Here is an 18,614-nt window from a genome sequence, read left to right as displayed (position 1 = left end):
CGTCTACAAAAACAAATATAATAAAAAGCTTGCAAGTAAGATACTTTGTTGTTCCAGATTATTGGTAAGTTTATCTACAACTAAAAAATAAACCTCGTTTAAATGTACTTAAACGAGGTTGTAATTTTATGTTTTTTGTCCCGATGCTTCGGGATATTTTAAAAAATGGTAGTTGTGCAACAGTTACCGCTGTTGTGTGTAGTTTATATTTTTTTATTAAATTCAAGTGTAAAATAATCATTTAGTATATTTTTCACCGATTCATAGGAATCAACATCAAAACCTTCTTTAATTGTACAATCAATTTCTTTGCCATTATAAAAAACTAATCTACGTCCATTATGTTCTAAATCTAGATAAGTTAATAAAGAATCTGAAGCTCTAGAAAACTCTAAAATCCACTTTTTTACTGATATAGAATCTTCAATCAATCTACTCATATCACTAGTTAAAGCAGTTAAATCAATTTCATAAACATCTTGTTCTGTCAGTTTCGAGATAGTAGAATCAAAACCACCAATTCTAATTTTTCCATCACCTAAATAAACCTGTTCAAAATGTTCTTTGAAATCTTCTAATAAATCCATTCTATACTCAAGTTCCCAACCTGGTAATGAAGCAATAATTTTAGGTTCAATTTCAAAAACTAAACTTGTTGTAAAGTAAATCTTTTGAAAATGTTCAATGATTTTGTTTCTTTCTAAATATTTATTTTGATAATCGTCAATTTTAAAATAATCTCCGTTTATATTGAAAAGTTCCCCGTTGATTAGCAGTTTTTGTGGAACTTTTTCATTACTCCAACTATTCTCAAATAACCAATTCAAAGAATTTGAAATTTTTTCTTTTTTTACGTAAGTTCTAATTGAATAATCTAGTCCCATTTTGTTTTTCTTAAATTACACACAACGTCAGACTGTGAAAAAACCTGACCGTCTATAAAAACAAATATAATAAAAAGCTTGCAATTAAGATACTTTGTTGTTCCAGATAATTGGTAAGTTTATCTACAACTAAAAAATAAACCTCGCTTAAAAGGGCTTAAACGAGGTCGGAATTTTATGTTTTTTGTCCCGATGCTTTGGGATATTTAAAAAAATGGTAGTTGTGCAACAGTTACCGCTGTTACCTGCTGGCACTATTCTCTTTTTGTGGATATTCAAAGGTTTTTGAATTTACTTTGATTAATTTAAATCCATATTCTAATTTGAAAAAGGCATTACCTAGTTGAATATATTTTTCTGGAAATGGACAAAAAATGGTTGAACCATCTGGTTGATTGTCCATTTCAGGGAAGCTTTTTTCTGCTTTTTCTAGAATATTCAGGATTTCTTTTACAGCTTCTTCTTTAGTAATTTTTTCAATTTTGCTCATTATATATTTTATTAAGTTCAATTCTCAAATTTGATGAAAAATCTTGTATTTTTAAAATATTTGAATACCTTCTTTTGTAACCTAATATGACTAATTTTTGTGAGGGAATTTGTATTGTCAGGTTTTCTATATTTATAATACTTTCTTCGTTATTAAATATATCGAGTAAAATATCAAAAACTAATTTGCCCTCGCATATGATAATTTTAGTGTTCGAATTTTTTATTATTTCTTTTGTCCAATTTATTGATTTTTCCCAAAATATTTTTTCGTCTTCTTTTGATAATATTTGACTACGGAAAAAGTCTATTTTCTTATCATCTTGGTCACAGTAATAAAATATATTAGTTTTCAGTACTTTATTTTGCTGATCTAATTTTTCAAGTAGTCCATCATATCCTGCAAGATCAAAAGCTTTTAGAGTTTGAGAAGCCAATGCGTAATTATTTATTTCACTATCTACATATTCCAATTTATCTAATGGTAAATAATATTTGACTTGTTCACCTTTTCCAGGATTTATGCCTAAAAACATAATGTCGGAATCAAAAGAAAGTTTACTAAAAAAGACTTTATAATTTAAGTTATCAAAAAATGCGTTGTATTTTACTTCTAAACTATTGTAGTAATTTGAGATTTCATTATACAAGTTTTCTAAAGCTAATTTTTTCATTTTATTCATATAAATTCTGTTTGGCGATGCTTGCAGGTAACGTCAGACTGTGAAAAAACTTCACCGTCTTCCATACAAATATAGTAAAAAGCTTGCAAATAAGAGTTTTTTTTTAGCTATTTATACATTCCACCTATCCAAGGAATTTCGCCTCATCAGCTTCAAATGATAAGTTTAGAAGACAAAATCACAGTTGCTACTCTTGTTCGTTTTATAGAAGCTTTTATTGTCCCAGATAACTGGCAAGTTTATTCTACAACTAAAAAACAAACCTCGCTTAAAAGTGCTTAAACGAGGTTGAAATTTTATGCTTTTGAAACTATTTTTTAAAAAAGGCTAGTTGTGCAACAGTTACGCCTGTTAGCACCAGTAGTTCTAGTTTCCGCTAAGTCGTGCATTAATCTTGTCCGCATACTTTGGCATTTCTTTGTCTAGGTATTCATTCCCTTTATCTGTCAAGCTTATTGATAGAATTTCATTACACGGATACCAGTAGGAAGGGTTGTTGAGCAATTCTTCGATTTCTCTTTTGTCAATTGTCGCAATTTTCTCTTCCAATTTAAAGTCCTTGTATTTTCCAAGTACTACCAAGTCCTCTTGAAGAATTTCTGTCAAAACAAGTCTTGCAACTTTATACTTGTCTTCAATAGTCAGGTCGAAACATCCCAGCTCCCAAGTCAACTCGTAAATACCTGGATTACCTTCTTCAGCATTCAGAAGAAATACCAGTTTCTCAATTTTCAAGTCTATATCTTCAAATCTTGTCGTCATTACTATTGGTGCTAACGTTCCGGCGCTTGGCGAGGTTGCGAACTTCGGAACCGATTATTTTCTGTTAAAGATAAAATTTCTTGCGAAATGTAAACGTGAATTTACTACAAAATTCGCAATCTTGCCAAACGCTTGTTATGCGACGTAATAATTTACCATCGGCAATTTGAACCTTCGCAATATATTCCACGACTTTTAGTTTTAATAAATCCATCGTTACTAATTTTTATTTCAACAGATTCTTTTCGGATTGGAAATTCATGATATTTCATAAGACGCAGTTCGAAACCATTTTGCAAATTCCTGTATTGGCTTCCTCTAATATCATCATCTAATATATAACCATAAGTTCTTGCTAAAAGCATTGCTTCTTCAAGATTGTCAATTGTCCCTAAAAAATCACGAAATTCTTCTTCGGTTTTTAAGTTGCTTATTTTGCCTTTATCAATTATCACAACATAATTACAACGAAAATTTGGATGCCCACCAAAGAAAATTCCAGAGTTATAGTTTGGTCTTGGCTTTTCATTTATTCTTTTTCTTAACAAAGAATCTCCGCCTTCTTTTAAAACAGTATATGTTTCAGAATTTGAGCTTTGATGATACGCAACGTATTGCCAATATTGATATTTTCGATTCGGGTTAATGTTTTTTGCTAAGCTGTCAAAATAATTTTCTTTTAAACTATAATCAATTTTCTGAAAATTCGGAGTTCCTGCTACGTCTTCAGTTTTCATTCCGACTTCTAATTTTTTTAGATTTTCACCTTCTTTTTTTTCGCACGAAATAAATAGGAGCAGAGTTAGGATGATTATATTTCTCATTTTAAACGGGTTTGAAATTATGACGCATAACTAATTTATACCCGAAACTTTCAGACTACTTTTATGCCCTATTGGCAAGATAGGCGAAAGGTTACAATTTAATTAATTAGTTTTTATTCTTGAAGCTAATTTAATACATTTTTTCATATATGCTCACTTTTTGTAGAAAAATTTGTGCGTATTTTCTCTTTTAACACTAAAATCAATTTTTTTTATACAAAACAAAAAATCTGAAATCCAAAAACAAGGGGAATTTTGAGGGGCTTTTTTAGGGGTTTTGTTCGAGTTTTGTTCGTACTTTGTTGCTACGTGGTTCGTAAAAAGGGGTATTTTTAGCAAGGTGATAGCAACGAGACTCGAACGAGACTCGAACAAAACCTTTCCTTGAACGTAAATAATTAAATTGCGATGGAAATAAAAAAAACGTGCTTCACAAGTAAAACACGTTTTTTAAATTTTTTGTTTAAGATAAACATAAATGAATATCGAAATTCGCCTTATTTCTTAAGTTTAAGACATTATTATGCTTTAATAAGGGTTTTGATTTATTCAAAGTATTTTAATCGGACAAACAGCCTTAAAATAGCTTTTGGATTCTGACTAAAATTAATCCTCTTTTTTCAATGAATTGAGTAACTAAATATCATAATTGTAGTAGCCTTATCACATCCGTATCCCCCACTCCTATTCAGCTGCGTCGTTGAGTGCATAAATAAGCGCTTTCTCTTTTGTGGCTCTAAATATGGTATGATGCTTTTCTTTAGGTTCGTCGGAATACTTCCATTGTAAGTTGGGCGTGTTTTCTGTCTTTAACACAGCGGCTAATGCTTTGGTATATTGCGCAATGTCTTCCGCATCAGAACCTGCAAACCAAAGTCTTTTAGGTGTTTTTGGAAATTGAGCTAAATGCTCCTGAGCTGTTTTTACTAGTTTATGATCATTCCACCAAAGTGACGGATCAAATGCGATGTAATTTGTAAACAAATCGGGGTGTATTAAAAACGTTTCCATTACAAAAAGTCCGGCTAAGGATTCACCGATGATGCTTCTTTCTGAAGTGGTTCGGTATCTTTTTTCAATTTCAGGAAAAAGTTCTTCTTTAATAAAAGTTCTAAACTTTTCAGATCCTCCCACTACTGGTGCAATTTCTTTGTCTGTTGCCACATCGGTGTAACCTGTTAAATCTCTTCTTCGTTGAGTGTTTTCAATACCTACTAATAGAACCGGTCGGATTTTCTTTTCTTGAATAAGTTTTGATAAGGTATTCGCAATATGCGGAAAGTCTTCATTAATTCCGCCATCGGCCATATACACCACAGGTAATGCCATTTTCAGCGTTGAATAATTTTCGGGTACCCAAACATTAATAACACGCGCTTCTCCTACTTGTTTGGATTGAAGTGTAAATGTATCATGAACAGGAATTGGGTCCTTTTGTTGACTCACTTTTGAACAACTTGTCAATGCAATTAAAACGAATAAAAGTTGTGCATATAAATTTTTCATGTCTTTCAATTAATTTTATGGTTTGTTCGTACTGGCGTTAGATAGACTAACACTCTTTGCTTAAGTATGATTGGACTTGTTTGCAAATATACCAATCAATACTTTGTCTTACTTTTTTTATTTTCAACCCGCATTTTGTAGTGCCAAAAAAATGTTGTTTACGTCATTATTTTACACAAACAAAAACTTTAAGTAATACAACCTAAAGTATTTATTTTTATGTATTTAATATAATAGTTGTATTATTCTGGGATTTGCTCAACCAAAACGACTTTACCTGCAAGATCAAAATACGTACAAGTCATTTGACTTAAACAAATTTCCCATTTTTCTATACCGGTTTCGGCGCACATACGTATGAATGTCAAGTAATCTGTTTTGCCTTGTTGATGCGCAATTAATTCTGATTTAAAAACTTCAAGATTGGGTACATCAGCAATTACTAACGGTTCGTATTTTGCTGGAACTGTAACCATGAAGTCACTCCCCCCATGATAGTCTGTATGCCCATCGGTTACATAGGCTTCATAATGGGTCACCCCCATTTGTTTAATTTCCTGAATATACGCTGGAAAATCTGCTCCTGACTTAACTTTTCCATGTGCTGTTTTGATTTGTTCAACGGTAAACATCATTTTATTTTTTTAGTGTTACACTTTCAAATGGTTTTGTCTTTTTATCCAAAAAAAATAGGCTATTTCAAACGTATAGCTGCAATACCCTTTTATATGATTGGAATACTGCAAAGGTGCACCCTTTAACAACTATAGCCTTGTAAAAAATCTTTTTTTTTTACCTCAACAGGTTCCATTTTTTTGTTTCACCTGTAAATCGTTTAACGTCTTTGATGAAATGGGCTTGATCAAAAAAATTGCTTTCATAACCTATCGCTGTTAGAGATTGTGAATCTGATTAATGTTTCTTACATTTTTTTATACATTTTTACTATTTCTTCAATAACGATTGTTGGATTTTTTTCCCAAACCTTATGGTCAGCGTTAGTAGCAATTACGAAATTATGATTAGGCATGGTTCCAAATTCTTTACAGCAATTTAACCACTTTTCTTTTTCATCTTCTCTAATCATGGGCTGTATATTTTCTGCCCTAATCATTGTTACAGGAGTTGTTGAATTTAAAAACTTGTCTTGCATGAATTCGGCCGTAAGTGAAAAATTTTTTAAAACATAAAACAAACCTGGTTTATAGTATTTAATCATTTTCCAATCTTCTTCACTTATAGTTTGAATAAATTCGTCCGACCATTTTTTAGTAAAAAAACAAGGGGTGGCTGTATCAACACAAACTACACCTTTAACCTTTTTAGGATTTCTATACGCAAAATAAGAAGCATAATACCCTCCAAAAGAATGGCAAACAAGGTATATTTTTTTTGAATAACCTAATTTCTTTAAGGCAATTTCTAAATCTTTAACTTCGTTTTGGAAACTAATTTTTGTTGTATCTATTTCACTTTTGCCTAAACCAGCCCTATCATAGTTGATTATAGTAGCTTTTGTTTTTTTGTAAATTTCGTTTGTTATTGATTGCCAAACATTACCATCGTCACCATTTCCTGATTCAAAAAGGATGGGAGTTCCTTTCCCTTTAATAATAGTAAAATGTAATTTATGATTTCCAACAGTTACTAACGTATCAATTGTTTGCGCATGCATAAAATTGAAAATTGTTGAAATAAAAAGAAGTATCCAAGTTCTATTCATTTGTTGAAGTGTTAAAATTTAATCTACCATTTAAAAAGACTATATGCGCTTGTATAAAAACCTTTCAAACACACGGATTTTGTATTGACTAATCTATTTAATCATTGTATTAGTATGCTAGATGCCTTATATATAACACATTCTTCAATTCCTATATTATATTGTCCCTATTTTAAAAGCAAATTCTCATCCTATTTATCTGTAAAACAAGCCTCTATTTAACAAATACAACAAAAAAACCGTCAGTAAAACGGTTTTAAAGAGCCTGACTTCTAAGCTTTTGGAATTATTCTGTATAAATGGATATCTACAATAGTTTCCTTTTTGTTGAGTAAACTTTTATTCTGGGATTGTCCAGAAAAGATTTGGGTTATTTGTTTTATAATACACAAATTTTACTCCTGTTGAATTATTTAATTGTTCTAACTTCTGTGGTGTTTGTTCTATACCATCCAATGGCAATAGTTCCACATAGGTTACTACTTTTCCGCTTTTCCAAGTTTCTGTATCGTATTCACTTATAAGTGGTGTTTGGAAGCGGTACAAATTTTTAGCCATATAATTTTCAAGATAATCTTCTTTGGACTGCAAAATTTCCCTATTCCAATTAGCGTCTGCATTAAGCACTAATGGTTGTCCTTTTATAAGTCTTTCCCTAACCTCTAATAATCCTAATAAATTACCTTTTTCATCCATAACATAAGCATCAAAAGTAGGATCAATCCAAATCCATTTTTTTAAATCTTTGCTATAAACCATAGTAATAACATGACAATCGTCAAACTCGGTTTCCTTAGGCATACAAGTTACATATCTTGAATTTATTCCCATTGATAAGTAACACTCATTTAAAATTGTTGCCAACATTCTACAATTTACTCCCCTACGTTCTACTTTACAAATTTTGATTAAATCTATTGCATTTTTTAACGTAGGATTAGTAGAACTACCGTCATGTTTTACAAGATTATGAACCCAATGCAGTAGATTAAAAATTTGTGAAAGCTCATTTCCTTTTCCAGCAATAGAATCTAACTTTAGGTCTTTCCTAATTTTTATTAAATTCGGGTCTTGTTTGGATTGATAGTTAAACTTAGGAATAAAACGATTATCTGAATAATTGTATTTTTCTGCGCCTTTCAATATGTCTAATCGGGAAGGTTTATATTTTATTTGTGTCCGTGCAGAATCCTTACCATTTAATAAAATAATAAAATCGTATTGCTTATTCGGTTCAATTGAAAAGGAAATAGAATCTATGTCTGTATAAAAAGTAACTTTTTTAGCAGAAGTTGTATAAACATCTAGTTTTTCTTCAGGTACAATTCGCCAAGCATTTTTTCTTAAGTTAGTATCTTCCTTAATATCTACGCTTGTGGAATTCGCTTTGATAATTGGTAATTTTTTCTGAGCAATGGCGGAAAATCCAACAAGAATTGCAAAAAGTACCGTAAAAAAATGGAGCTGTTTCATTATAACTAATTAATTTGTTATTTTAATTTAAAAGTCCAATTAGCCTAACCCCCTACTGTTAGAATAAAAAAACTTTATAAACTTTTAAACAAATATAAGTAAAAATTCACAAAAATATTTTATTATACTATTTAATTTCTAAACTTAATCGTTTAACTAATAAAAAAATTATCACTTAAAAGTATTGTAAAAGCGGTTAGATTTTAAGTGTTTTGTAGAATGATTTTATAAAATGAAGGCGGTATAACTCTCACGACTATTGTGAATTAGTATTGCTTAAAATTGCTTTTCAAATGTTGCACCATTAAATTTAAAAATAGTTCCATCAGCCATTCCAAAAAGCAAGTTGTTTTTGTTGTCTTTATAAATAGTCCAAATCATTGGTTTAGATGGATTGTTGCTAATTGTATAATTAGTTAACGTTTTACCGTCATATTTCCAAGCACCTGTATACAAATCTCCAAACCAAATATTACCTTCCGAATCTTCTTCAATAGTAAAAGGATGTTCAAGCGTACCTGGTAGTGATTTATTACCACCGCTTCTTGTACTAGTAGGATGAATTAAATTATTTTTTTCTGAAAAATTAAAGATGGAATTATCTTCCATCAGCAAAACGCCAATTCCATTATTCCCTATCCAAATTCGCCCTTTTGAATCGGCTAATACACTTCTTATATGCAATTGTTCATTATCCTTTAGCTTTAATTTTTGAGCATCAAAGATAGTTACCATTTTACCATCATAACAAAATAGTGCTGCATAAGTTGCAATCCAAACCTTACCCTCTTTGTCTTTTGAAATACCTGTAACACCATAAGAATTATAAAGATTTTTATTTTGCGGTTTTGGAAAAATCAAATAATTCATATTTACTCCATCAAAACGATTAATTCCTTCTTCCGGACCCGCATTAAACCACAAATTTCCTTTTGTATTATGCCAATCCAATAAAGGATTACTAGTTTTAGACGGATAATTAGTAAACTTCTCTTTATCGAATACACTTATTCCATTGGCAGTTCCAAACCAAATATTTCCATTCTCGTCTTCTTCTATTGAACGAATTTGATTATCAGATAAACCTTCATTTATAGTAAAGTATTCAAATGAGTTTCCGTCATAAAAACTTACGCCTTCTTTATGACTTCCCAACCAATAATTACCTTTACTGTCTTGAAAGATAGCACGTATTCCAGATGTAAATTTCAAGGTATCGGTTTTTGAAATCGCAAGCAACCCTGATTTATTTGGTTCTTTTTCAGTTGATTTATTTTCAACACAAGAAACGTTAAGAGACAATAAGAGTAGTAAAAAATTCAATTTTATTCTTTGGTTCATTTTAGTTTTGTAATATGACGTACAACGACAGCCGGTGAAAAAACTTCAAAAGTCTACAAACAAATATAAGTAAATTTCTTAACAACATTCTTTTACGCTACACAATTTCAAAGGTATACGTAATACTATTAAAAACAAACCGCTTTTTAATTGCTTTAAAAGAGGATTCTTTGGAAGTAGTATAATCAATTATTTTTTGGTGGGTGGTCAACGGCTTCGGCTCTTTAACGGTGTTTTAACTTTTAAATTTTTCCAATTCTATAACTTCATCAAACGCTGCTTTGAACTTTTTAGATAATTCAGAATCTTTAAATTTAACTATCGTATATGAACTGTCCCAAGCTGTTATTTCAAATACTGCATTTTCCACTTGAAACTTGTCATTTTCCCAAACTTGATTATTTCCTTCAACATGAGGAAAGTACTTTTTGTCCAATTTTGGTATTTCACTTTTTCTAACTGCAGAAATGACACCCCAAATGATTTGAATATCCGTTTCAATTATTCTTTTGAAATTTTCCGGACTAACAATTGAATAATTTTCTCGGAAATCAATTGGTAATTTTTCTTTTGAAAAATTAATTACATCCAAGTCAGACATTACCCAATTAAATTCAGAAATATCTATCCATGAATTTAATAGATTATTCAAGTTGGTGTGGCAATAAAGTTTTTGGGTACTTTTAATGATCCAATTCAAAATGTGTATTGTAAGTTGATGTTCTGAAAAATAGTATACAATATCAGCCTATGAAAAAACCTGACCGACTTCCAAACAAAAATAGTAAAAAGCTTGCAAGTAAGAGACTTTGTTGTTTTAAATAACAAGCAAGTTTATCTACAATTTTAAAAAACAAACCTCGCTTAAAAGTGCTTAAACGAGGTTGAAATTTTATGTTTTTGAAACTATTTTTAAAAAAGTCTAGTTGTGCAACAGTTAACGCTGTTGTGCGATGTTTTTTTTAAAAATCATAAGTTAATTCTATTGTATTATTTTGAGGAATGAATATTGAAATGTCTTCACTTGTATTTACACCATTTTTTCTTCTTAAAATTCTTATTACGTTGTTTTCTCCTTCTGCTACGAATACATTCAGTAAATTATTATTGTTAGTTGCTCGCCAATTTCCATATCCACTAAAACCTGTTGAATATTCTGAATTCAGAAAAGTATTTACTCCAATTTTAGGACCAAATGGATATAATGTTTGCACTTCAAAATAATCGTCAGATTGCAAAGGTGTAAAGTTGTTTAAATTTACTTTTATATAAGCTTTTTTTGGAATATAAAATGTTTTGTCAATAATTGTATCTCTATTTGTGATTGAAAAAATTGCAAATCCTATATCAGTTGTTGTATTACCTATTAAATTATTAGTTCTGATATATTTATTCACATCGATATTAGAGTCGTCAATATCAATATGGAAATAACCTCCTGTATTTCCAATTTCATTGTCTTTTATGAAAAAATTACTGTTGAAATTTCCATTTTGGTCTGATTTTGTATCAACCAATTTTCGAGAATAAAATGCCAATTCATTACTTTTAATATATTTCATCGAAACTTTGACATTTGGTACTGGTTCAGTATTTAAAGTTACAAAATTACCTTTTAGTATTGTACAGTTTCCTGTACACTGATCATTTGTATCGTCCTCAGTTTTGGAACAACTTGCAAATATGAACATCAAAGCAAAAATTCTAAATAGATTTTTCATATTAATTTTTTTAAGATTTTTATTCGTCCTTTTTTGGTCAAAATATCGCACAACGTCAGACTGTGAAAAAACTTCACCTTCTATGAAAACAAATATAGTAAAAAGCTTGCAAGTAAGATACTTATTAATATTCTATAACTAAAAAACAAACCTCGCTTAAAAGGGCTTAAACGAGGTTGTAATTTTATTTTTTTTGTCCCGATGCTTCGGGATATTTTAAAAAATGGTAGTTGTGCAACAATTACCGCTGTTGGCAGTAGTTGTTTTTATTTACCAAAATCTACTTTTTTTAGTTTTCCATTTTCATCTATTATGAAATCATAAGTTTCATAACTAAACACAACAAGTTCTGGTTTTTTTAAATTACATAAAATTCTAAATCTATTAATGATTTTATTATTTTTTGTAATATGAGTTTCCCAATTTGCTAATCTCAATGAAGTAAACTTTTCTTGTTTTTCAATCATTTTTTTTGCTTCAATAACTTTAATTGGTATATCTTCAAACTTAATTTGTCCAATTTCAAAACTATTATAAACTTCAGGTTCAATTTTTAATTTTAGTAAATGTTTTTGTTCTAGTGGATTTTCCAAATTTTGTTCCACTAAGGTTTGAGAATAAGTTTTATCATTTTCTTTAAAGTATATTGTCGCATCATGAAAAGTTGAAACTAATGTTGGCTCGAAAAAAGATGAATAAGTGTTTATTTTTAAATAATGAACTCTTTTTTTACTGCCAAAAGTTTCAATAATTTTTTGTTTAGTATTTTCTGTTCCATTATTAGTTTCTAAATTAAAATCTCGGTTACAAGAAACAAATATCAAATTTGAAATTATTGAAAGTATAAAAAAGATTTTTTTCATATATAGCTTGGTTTACAATTACTGCCAACGTCAGACTGTAAAAAAACTTCACCGTCTTGTAAACAAATATAATAAAAAGCTTGCAAATAAGATACTTTGTTGCTCTAAATAACAAGCAAGTTTATCTACATCTTTAAAAAACAAACCTCGCTTAAAAGTACTTAAACGAGGTCGAAAATTTATGTTAATTTAATTTTTATTTTAAAAATAGTAGTTGAACAATAGTTACGTGTGTTATACCTAGTTTTTTAACGGATATAAGTTTTTATTTCACTTTTTATAAGTTTTCCGCTTCCGTCATATGTTTTCTGTATCCAGTTTTTTCGTTTATAAAAATTTAGATAATATTCTGTCAACTTTCCTTTAGAATCATAACTCTCAACTCTAGTATATCTATCGAATTTGTCATAGTAGTATTTTGTAAATGAACCATTTTTTTCAAATTCTGTTTCCCAGATTGCTTTTCCTTTTGAGAAATAACCTTCTAATTTTTTTTCTCCATTTTCAAAGTAATCAACTTCATATCCATTACAAACTTTTTCGCATTTCAAATATTTCGAATAATTTGTTTTGGAATCATTGTCAGTTTCAAATAATATTTTAGGAATAGCTAAAGTGTCAATTACTTTTTTTGAATCTTGGAATTCCATTTTCTCTTCATAACTTCTTTCATATTTTCCATTTCTGATTGTCACGAACAATTCATATTTTCCAGGAGAAGGAATTAAAACCTTTGAATATTCAGAATAGAAAGATTCACTTGTTGTCAAATTCTGTAATTCAAATGAAATACTGTCTTTTGCAACGGCTGATTCACATTGGTTTTTAAAATGAAATTCAACTTCTATTTGAGCATCTGTCAATAGAAAACTGAATAAAAACGTGATGGTTAGCAGTTGTTTCATGAAAATTAAGCATAAAGTTAGACTGTAAAAAACTTCACCGTCTTGTAAACAAATATAATAAAAAGCTTGCAAGTTAGATACTTTGTTGCTCTAAATAACAAGCAAGTTTTCTATTACTAAAAACAAACCTCGCTTAAAAGTGCTTAAACGAGGTAGGAATTTTATGTTTTTTGTCCCGATGCTTCGGGATATTTTACAAAATGGTAGTTGTGCAACAGTTACCGCTGTTGTGCGCTGGCGTTCCTGTCGTCCGTGTCTCGCAACCCTTGTCAATATTGAGTTTTGAAACCAACTGTCCGAATGTTTTTGTGTCGGTTTGAGGGTTGGCGTTTTTAAAAATTTTAGAAGGGAAGGAGATTTTTAATTTTTTCTTTTCAGCGTGGGACAGGCATACTCTTTGGCAAGCTTTGGTTTGCGTGTTGGCTTGTGTGGCTTGCCAATGTGTATGACTTTGGAGGGCTGGCATTACTTTAATTTATTGTTCATTACTCTAATACAAACGATTGGTTCTTTGCTTTGTTGGCTAAATTCAGCTTCAATCTTGTGCTTATCTATTTCAACTCCATCTTCAACAAGTATCAAAAACAACAACGCTTTGACATTTGCGTTGTTACTATAAAATGATTTTAGACCTTCAAGAGTCTTTAAAGTATCGTTTTTCTTTCCAGTACTGTCAATATATTTTGCTTCAACGATTAAGGAATTGCCTTTTATGGAAAAGTCTGCATTTTTTGTGTTTCCATCAAAAACAACTGCAATGTTTTCCGCTTCAAGACTTGGCAACCAAGGTCGTAAGACCAAGTGTGTTAGATTTTGAAAATCGTATTCGCTAGATATTTTTATAGATCCGACATTAATATTTTTTGCTTTAGTTCCATTGGAAAACTTGCTAGGGACATCTAAAGATTTTTCAACAATTGTTGCAATATTATTTGCTATCTCCTTCCAACTAAAACCAATTAAAGTGTTTGGTAGGGAATTGTTTTCAAGGTAATCTATGACTATGTCAGATTGATTGGAAAATGAGGCACTGATAAACTGTTGTCTGATTTTAACTAAGTGAAAAATAATTGATTTCAATTGGTCTTCCCAATTAGATGAGTTTTCTTCATAGTCAATTAAATTCCACAACTTCTTACTAAAGTCCTGATGGTGTTCTTCTACTTGATCTTTATAACCAGAAATACCAACAATATGTATAGGGGGATGAATAGAAGGATTCATTTCTATATCATTAAGAAATCCTGTTGCATTTTTAGCATTGCTTTCACCAGTTTCTTCAATTGGAAGAACTAAATCTAATATCATTAAATCAAAATATTCTTGATAGAGTATTTTCTTTGCTTCCTTGACACATTTAGCTTGTACAATGTCTTTTTCAAGTATATCGTGATTATCAAGAATAGTATTAAATATCTTTTCTCGTTTTGTCTGTAAATCATCAACTATTAAAATGCGTATCATTTTTCAAATGTCTTTAGTAGTTGACAAATCTTGTCTTTCCAATCTTCATTTAATTGTGAGTAGAAAACGTAGCCAATATAGTTGTCTGAAAATTCTTTTTTTAATTCACTGTCAAGTTCTGTAATTTTAGTTCCATCATCAAAACTGCCGTGCATTGTTACTACAATAGCTTTAGTAGGGATGTCACGTAAATACATTTCCTTTAAAATATTTTTACCAGCTAACGGCATCCAATCACCACCACTATCTTCTGAAGAAATATCATAATTCGGCATACTAATGTCTAAAAGTAAAACATCATAGTTGCTATGATTTTTAATAAGCTCTTTTAAACCACTTATGTACGAATTTTTTGATTCTATTTGGCAATCGGAAAAATTTTCCACTACAAACTTATTGATTTGTGCTTGCTTTAATGGATGGTCTTCTATGAATAATATCTTCATTGCTTTAAATCTTTAATGTCAATGGAAAGTATAACTGAGAACAAGTTTTCATCTTCTGAAATACTTGTTTTGAGACATTGGTTTTTTGAACATCTCAAATCAGATGTTAATATTTTAAATGCCTTATGATAACCCGATTTACCTTCATTAAGCAGTTTGTCAGTATCAGGAGTGTTCCCATTCCAAATTGACCTTAGAGCTTCGATAGAATTTTTATCGGTGATTTCATTTTCAATAATGATTTTTAAATTATTTTCTTCTTCAAGTACAGCCGATATCTTACATTTTAATTCAAATGCATTTTCACTAGAATGCTTAATTATATTTTCTAGAAAGATTCTAATTAAGTCTGCAAAGTGAGTTTTGTATGTGCCTTTAAGATTACAGTCAAAATGTATTTCTCTTGTTAAGACCAGTCGCTTCTGCCAACTGCTTTTACTTGTATATTCTGCAACAATATTTATTAATTCAGAGAGTTTAAAGTCAGCGGCTTTAATTTCACTGCGTTTAAACCACCTACTAATTTTCTGAATTACAGTTTGTATTTCAGTAGAGCAATCTTTTATAGATTTTCTTATAGGCTCACTATTTTGTTCTCCTAATTGCTGAATTATTTGTCTTTCTAATTCATCAAAGTATGTGTTAAATTGATTTAGAATATCGTTTTGAATATTTTCTCTAATTAATTCTAAATTCTCGTCTGTCCTGTGCCAAAGGACTCCAAATATCCCTTGAACAAAGTCTTGAAAATTTTCACTTTTTATTGCTACAATTGAATGGTACCATAATTCAGTTTCATCAAATTCATAATTGAACCAACCTTCATCATTAATTTCTGGTCGATATACTTGAAGATGCTTCTTAATCAAGTCAAATATTACTCCGTCAATTTTACTTGCAAAATCACTTAATGTAATTTGAATTTGCTCCTTTTGAGATTGAGTAAAGTTATTATAAACAAAATCCCAATAATTGTTTCTACGGTATTTAGAACTATTCCCTTCTTTAAGTGTAATTAATTGATGGTTCTCGAAGATTGGACGAAGTTCTCCAACTAAAACACCGTGCCGTATTCTTGTACTTAAATATGCAACTATACCAAATTGGCTGTTAAGAAACTTGTCTTTCACTGCATTGAATAACTCCATATAAATATCGAATACAGGATTATTGGAATATTCAATTTTCTCCATCTCGGTATTTTCTTGCGAGGAGTAAGTTGTAAGTTTTCCACCTTCAAGCCATAGAAATTTTTTGTTTCCTGTAATTCCGGAAATAATTTCAAATCGTTCATAAATAGCTTGGAAATCTTGTAATTCATTTTCGATTATACCTTGCTCATTTACATAGATTTTACTTTCATCAAGGTCAATCAAGCCTTGTTGAATTACAAGAATGTTTTGAATATTTTTAATCTCAGAAACAATATTTTTATTGCCAGTATCTTTTTCTCTAATGAAATTGGCAATTGAAAGCCTTTCTTCTAATCTTTCTTTTGAATTTTCAATAAATGTAGAGTGCATTAATACTTTAGGGCTACAAGTGAACTCAAGGAAGTACATAAATTTCTTTTGGTCGAATTCACTTATTTTACTCAATAACTCCGAAGGCTTTTCTATTCCTAAGGATAAGTTGAATAACTCATATGCTAAGTGTGTTTCAACTTCCCCAGCATCTACAATTGTGTAAAATATTGGTAGGTTAATTCCCTTTTCTACGTTGCGAAACTTTTTTGAATGTATTTTATCTAGTAGTTCTCTAAATTCAATTTTGTCAATTATGTGATTGTTGTAAAAGAAACTATCTACAAACAAGTCGATACACTTATTAGGTTGGTCTAATTTTAGATAACACTGAAAAAGATTAACAATGGCAGTTTCTAAAATAGGAGCTGTATCCTTGTAATTATTGATTAGAAATTCCCATTCAATTGACGCATTTATGAAATCATTCTTTTCTTGGTATTTACGTGCAAGCTCAACCTTGAATTTCCCTTCAGGAATTTTCTTTTCATATTTTATTAAATAATCTAAGCCTTTTAATCTTTCGCTAAAAAACTCTACCGTAATAGAGCTTGGGAATTTTTCAGAAAGCATATTTAAGAAATTTTGCTTATCTAAATCTTCTGTAAATACGTCATATATAATTGGGTTCGCAATATTGTATGACAACCGTGAAAGCAACTTTCTTTCCTTTTTTCCCTGTGTTTGAAAATAAACGAAATCAGTTATCCCATAACTTAGTGAGCAACTCGTAATATTATTTGCTATTCTCAGCAAGTTAAGTGCTGCTTGGTCTGGGTTGGTTGTAACTGATATGATTTTGAATAAATCATTTAGTATTTCGTTTTGAACACTTTTTTTGTTTCCAACAGCATTAAAGCTCTTCTTCTGATATATTAATGACTTGATGTAAAGTACATATAAGTCAAATTGAGTTGGATTTGTAAGTAATAGTTTTTGAAGTTCCTTTTCTACAACATCATATAAACCACTAGTGTAATTGTCAATAATTTTGATTTCGTCTTGACTCTTTTTAATATCAAAGGCAGGAAAAAGGGTTTCACCTGAAAGCAGTTTGAGTTTATACAAAATGGGGTCATCTATCTTTCGAAGCAAATAATTAATACGGTTTTGAAGGTAACCTTTTAGTGCAATTTTTTTATCCTTTTCCTCATCCAAGTAACTAGAAACAGCAAGTAGATTTGTTAATATCTTTGTAATGTTTAAGTACCTATCTATGATACTGTGCTGAAAGTCAAGAGCAATTATTTCTCCATAATTATTGAAGTCAAGATGATTAAGAAAGGTAAGTTTAAATCTGTAATAGTTTTGGAATGCCTCTTTCGTATCACTCTCTTTGAGGTTGTTCAAAGAAATTTCTAAATCATTGAAATATCTATTAATTGAGAGTGAATGTTCTGCTCTTAGACTTAAATAATGAGCTAGATATTTGGTTATTCCTTCCGTATCATTTGATTCGTTGAATTGACTAAGAAATTCCTTGTTTTCAGACGCTTTCCCAGATAATTCTTTAAGAACGAAACGATTTTCTAAACTCCACAATGAATAGCAAATTTCATTTTCTATTTTCGTTAATTGTTTATCTGCATTTTCATAATCACCAATTAAAAGGTATGTTTCATAAGCCTCTTTGTACTTTAAAAAGAGATTTATCTCAAACTTATGTTGTCTAATGCCAATAAGCACTAGATTGAATTCGGATGCTAATTCTACAGGTGTTAGTCCTTTATCTGCGTATAGTCCAATTATAGGACGTTCGTTTAGTTTTCCAAGTTCAGAATAGCTTTTTGGCAAAGGATTGCCTATCAAAAGTTCTGTTCTCGTTTTATGAGTGTTTTTAGTAAGAAAATCAAACGCATTGCATAATTCAGGGTATATTAAACTTTGCTTTAGTTTAAAATAAGCAATATTGCGATTTTTCTTCTCTCCATTAATTTGAGAATAATTTGCCCTTGCATAAGCTTTACCTACCGATACGTATTTTTTTATTTTCTTCATTATTAAAAT

Annotated in this window: 18 protein-coding genes; 1 reads left to right on the top strand and 17 read right to left on the bottom strand. The window is 30.0% G+C overall.

What is annotated here, in order from left to right:
- Positions 1–203: 203 nt before the first annotated feature.
- From KQS_RS05955 to KQS_RS05945, 3 genes are all read right to left on the bottom strand, one after another.
- Positions 204–884, bottom strand: coding sequence for a hypothetical protein (locus tag KQS_RS05955; protein WP_014388290.1), 681 nt, complete (start codon positions 882–884; stop codon positions 204–206).
- A gap of 241 nt (positions 885–1,125) precedes the next feature.
- Positions 1,126–1,374 (bottom strand): hypothetical protein, encoded by a 249-nt coding sequence (locus tag KQS_RS05950; protein ID WP_014388289.1) that lies wholly within the window; start codon positions 1,372–1,374, stop codon positions 1,126–1,128.
- Positions 1,361–2,056 carry a hypothetical protein gene (locus KQS_RS05945; protein WP_014388288.1) on the bottom strand — a complete coding sequence of 232 codons (696 nt, stop codon included), beginning with the start codon at positions 2,054–2,056 and terminating at the stop codon, positions 1,361–1,363. The genes KQS_RS05950 and KQS_RS05945 overlap by 14 nt, the downstream gene beginning before the upstream one ends.
- A gap of 156 nt (positions 2,057–2,212) precedes the next feature.
- On the opposite strand from KQS_RS05945, the gene KQS_RS14665 reads away from it, so the two are divergent.
- The gene (locus KQS_RS14665) at positions 2,213–2,338 is read left to right on the top strand and encodes a hypothetical protein (protein WP_262487932.1); all 126 of its coding nucleotides are present in this window, start codon (positions 2,213–2,215) and stop codon (positions 2,336–2,338) included.
- An 84-nt stretch (positions 2,339–2,422) separates the two neighbouring features.
- Here KQS_RS14665 and KQS_RS05940 read toward each other — a convergent pair whose 3' ends face one another.
- From KQS_RS05940 to KQS_RS05870, 14 genes are all read right to left on the bottom strand, one after another.
- On the bottom strand, positions 2,423–2,818 hold the full coding sequence (locus KQS_RS05940; protein WP_014388287.1) for a hypothetical protein: 396 nt from the start codon (positions 2,816–2,818) through the stop codon (positions 2,423–2,425).
- Positions 2,819–2,970: 152 nt separating this feature from the next.
- Positions 2,971–3,642: a hypothetical protein gene (locus tag KQS_RS05935; protein ID WP_014388286.1), complete on the bottom strand. Its 672-nt coding sequence runs from the start codon at positions 3,640–3,642 to the stop codon at positions 2,971–2,973.
- Between the two features lie 684 nt (positions 3,643–4,326).
- The gene (locus KQS_RS05930) at positions 4,327–5,148 is read right to left on the bottom strand and encodes an alpha/beta hydrolase (RefSeq protein ID WP_014388285.1); all 822 of its coding nucleotides are present in this window, start codon (positions 5,146–5,148) and stop codon (positions 4,327–4,329) included.
- A 242-nt stretch (positions 5,149–5,390) separates the two neighbouring features.
- Positions 5,391–5,783, bottom strand: coding sequence for a DUF1398 domain-containing protein (locus tag KQS_RS05925; RefSeq protein WP_242400779.1), 393 nt, complete (start codon positions 5,781–5,783; stop codon positions 5,391–5,393).
- A gap of 287 nt (positions 5,784–6,070) precedes the next feature.
- On the bottom strand, positions 6,071–6,871 hold the full coding sequence (locus tag KQS_RS05920; RefSeq protein ID WP_014388283.1) for an alpha/beta fold hydrolase: 801 nt from the start codon (positions 6,869–6,871) through the stop codon (positions 6,071–6,073).
- Between the two features lie 339 nt (positions 6,872–7,210).
- Positions 7,211–8,344 (bottom strand): transglutaminase-like domain-containing protein, encoded by a 1,134-nt coding sequence (locus KQS_RS05915; protein WP_014388282.1) that lies wholly within the window; start codon positions 8,342–8,344, stop codon positions 7,211–7,213.
- A gap of 276 nt (positions 8,345–8,620) precedes the next feature.
- The gene (locus tag KQS_RS05910; protein ID WP_014388281.1) at positions 8,621–9,685 is read right to left on the bottom strand and encodes a ligand-binding sensor domain-containing protein; all 1,065 of its coding nucleotides are present in this window, start codon (positions 9,683–9,685) and stop codon (positions 8,621–8,623) included.
- Positions 9,686–9,920: 235 nt separating this feature from the next.
- Positions 9,921–10,337: a hypothetical protein gene (locus tag KQS_RS05905; protein WP_014388280.1), complete on the bottom strand. Its 417-nt coding sequence runs from the start codon at positions 10,335–10,337 to the stop codon at positions 9,921–9,923.
- A gap of 310 nt (positions 10,338–10,647) precedes the next feature.
- Positions 10,648–11,406 carry a hypothetical protein gene (locus KQS_RS05900; RefSeq protein WP_014388279.1) on the bottom strand — a complete coding sequence of 253 codons (759 nt, stop codon included), beginning with the start codon at positions 11,404–11,406 and terminating at the stop codon, positions 10,648–10,650.
- A gap of 266 nt (positions 11,407–11,672) precedes the next feature.
- Entirely contained in the window at positions 11,673–12,269 is a 597-nt protein-coding gene (locus tag KQS_RS05895) for a hypothetical protein (RefSeq protein ID WP_014388278.1), read from the bottom strand.
- 248 nt (positions 12,270–12,517) lie between these two features.
- Complete coding sequence (locus tag KQS_RS05890; RefSeq protein WP_014388277.1) at positions 12,518–13,174, bottom strand: hypothetical protein; 657 nt, start codon at positions 13,172–13,174, stop codon at positions 12,518–12,520.
- A 465-nt stretch (positions 13,175–13,639) separates the two neighbouring features.
- Entirely contained in the window at positions 13,640–14,638 is a 999-nt protein-coding gene (locus KQS_RS05880; protein WP_014388276.1) for a PD-(D/E)XK nuclease domain-containing protein, read from the bottom strand.
- Entirely contained in the window at positions 14,635–15,084 is a 450-nt protein-coding gene (locus tag KQS_RS05875) for a response regulator (RefSeq protein ID WP_014388275.1), read from the bottom strand. Before KQS_RS05875 ends, KQS_RS05880 begins: the two co-directional genes overlap by 4 nt.
- Complete coding sequence (locus KQS_RS05870; protein WP_014388274.1) at positions 15,081–18,605, bottom strand: hypothetical protein; 3,525 nt, start codon at positions 18,603–18,605, stop codon at positions 15,081–15,083. The genes KQS_RS05875 and KQS_RS05870 overlap by 4 nt, the downstream gene beginning before the upstream one ends.
- Positions 18,606–18,614: the final 9 nt, after the last annotated feature.

The sequence above is a fragment of the Flavobacterium indicum GPTSA100-9 = DSM 17447 genome, assembly GCF_000455605.1.
GTDB classification, from domain to species: Bacteria; Bacteroidota; Bacteroidia; order Flavobacteriales; family Flavobacteriaceae; genus Flavobacterium; species Flavobacterium indicum.
Note: the sequence above shows the minus strand (reverse complement) of the source record. Positions and strands in the feature narration are given on the sequence as shown.

Excerpts from the sequence above, each read along its gene's own strand:
- KQS_RS05955 (WP_014388290.1), bottom strand. The coding sequence starts at position 884 with ATGGGACTAGATTATTCAATTAGAACTTACGTAAAAAAAGAAAAAATT.
- KQS_RS05950 (WP_014388289.1), bottom strand. The coding sequence starts at position 1,374 with ATGAGCAAAATTGAAAAAATTACTAAAGAAGAAGCTGTAAAAGAAATC.
- KQS_RS05945 (WP_014388288.1), bottom strand. The coding sequence starts at position 2,056 with ATGAATAAAATGAAAAAATTAGCTTTAGAAAACTTGTATAATGAAATC.
- KQS_RS14665 (WP_262487932.1), top strand. The coding sequence starts at position 2,213 with ATGATAAGTTTAGAAGACAAAATCACAGTTGCTACTCTTGTTCGTTTT.
- KQS_RS05940 (WP_014388287.1), bottom strand. The coding sequence starts at position 2,818 with ATGACGACAAGATTTGAAGATATAGACTTGAAAATTGAGAAACTGGTA.
- KQS_RS05935 (WP_014388286.1), bottom strand. The coding sequence starts at position 3,642 with ATGAGAAATATAATCATCCTAACTCTGCTCCTATTTATTTCGTGCGAA.
- KQS_RS05930 (WP_014388285.1), bottom strand. The coding sequence starts at position 5,148 with ATGAAAAATTTATATGCACAACTTTTATTCGTTTTAATTGCATTGACA.
- KQS_RS05925 (WP_242400779.1), bottom strand. The coding sequence starts at position 5,783 with ATGATGTTTACCGTTGAACAAATCAAAACAGCACATGGAAAAGTTAAG.
- KQS_RS05920 (WP_014388283.1), bottom strand. The coding sequence starts at position 6,871 with ATGAATAGAACTTGGATACTTCTTTTTATTTCAACAATTTTCAATTTT.
- KQS_RS05915 (WP_014388282.1), bottom strand. The coding sequence starts at position 8,344 with ATGAAACAGCTCCATTTTTTTACGGTACTTTTTGCAATTCTTGTTGGA.
- KQS_RS05910 (WP_014388281.1), bottom strand. The coding sequence starts at position 9,685 with ATGAACCAAAGAATAAAATTGAATTTTTTACTACTCTTATTGTCTCTT.
- KQS_RS05900 (WP_014388279.1), bottom strand. The coding sequence starts at position 11,406 with ATGAAAAATCTATTTAGAATTTTTGCTTTGATGTTCATATTTGCAAGT.
- KQS_RS05895 (WP_014388278.1), bottom strand. The coding sequence starts at position 12,269 with ATGAAAAAAATCTTTTTTATACTTTCAATAATTTCAAATTTGATATTT.
- KQS_RS05890 (WP_014388277.1), bottom strand. The coding sequence starts at position 13,174 with ATGAAACAACTGCTAACCATCACGTTTTTATTCAGTTTTCTATTGACA.
- KQS_RS05880 (WP_014388276.1), bottom strand. The coding sequence starts at position 14,638 with ATGATACGCATTTTAATAGTTGATGATTTACAGACAAAACGAGAAAAG.
- KQS_RS05875 (WP_014388275.1), bottom strand. The coding sequence starts at position 15,084 with ATGAAGATATTATTCATAGAAGACCATCCATTAAAGCAAGCACAAATC.
- KQS_RS05870 (WP_014388274.1), bottom strand. The coding sequence starts at position 18,605 with ATGAAGAAAATAAAAAAATACGTATCGGTAGGTAAAGCTTATGCAAGG.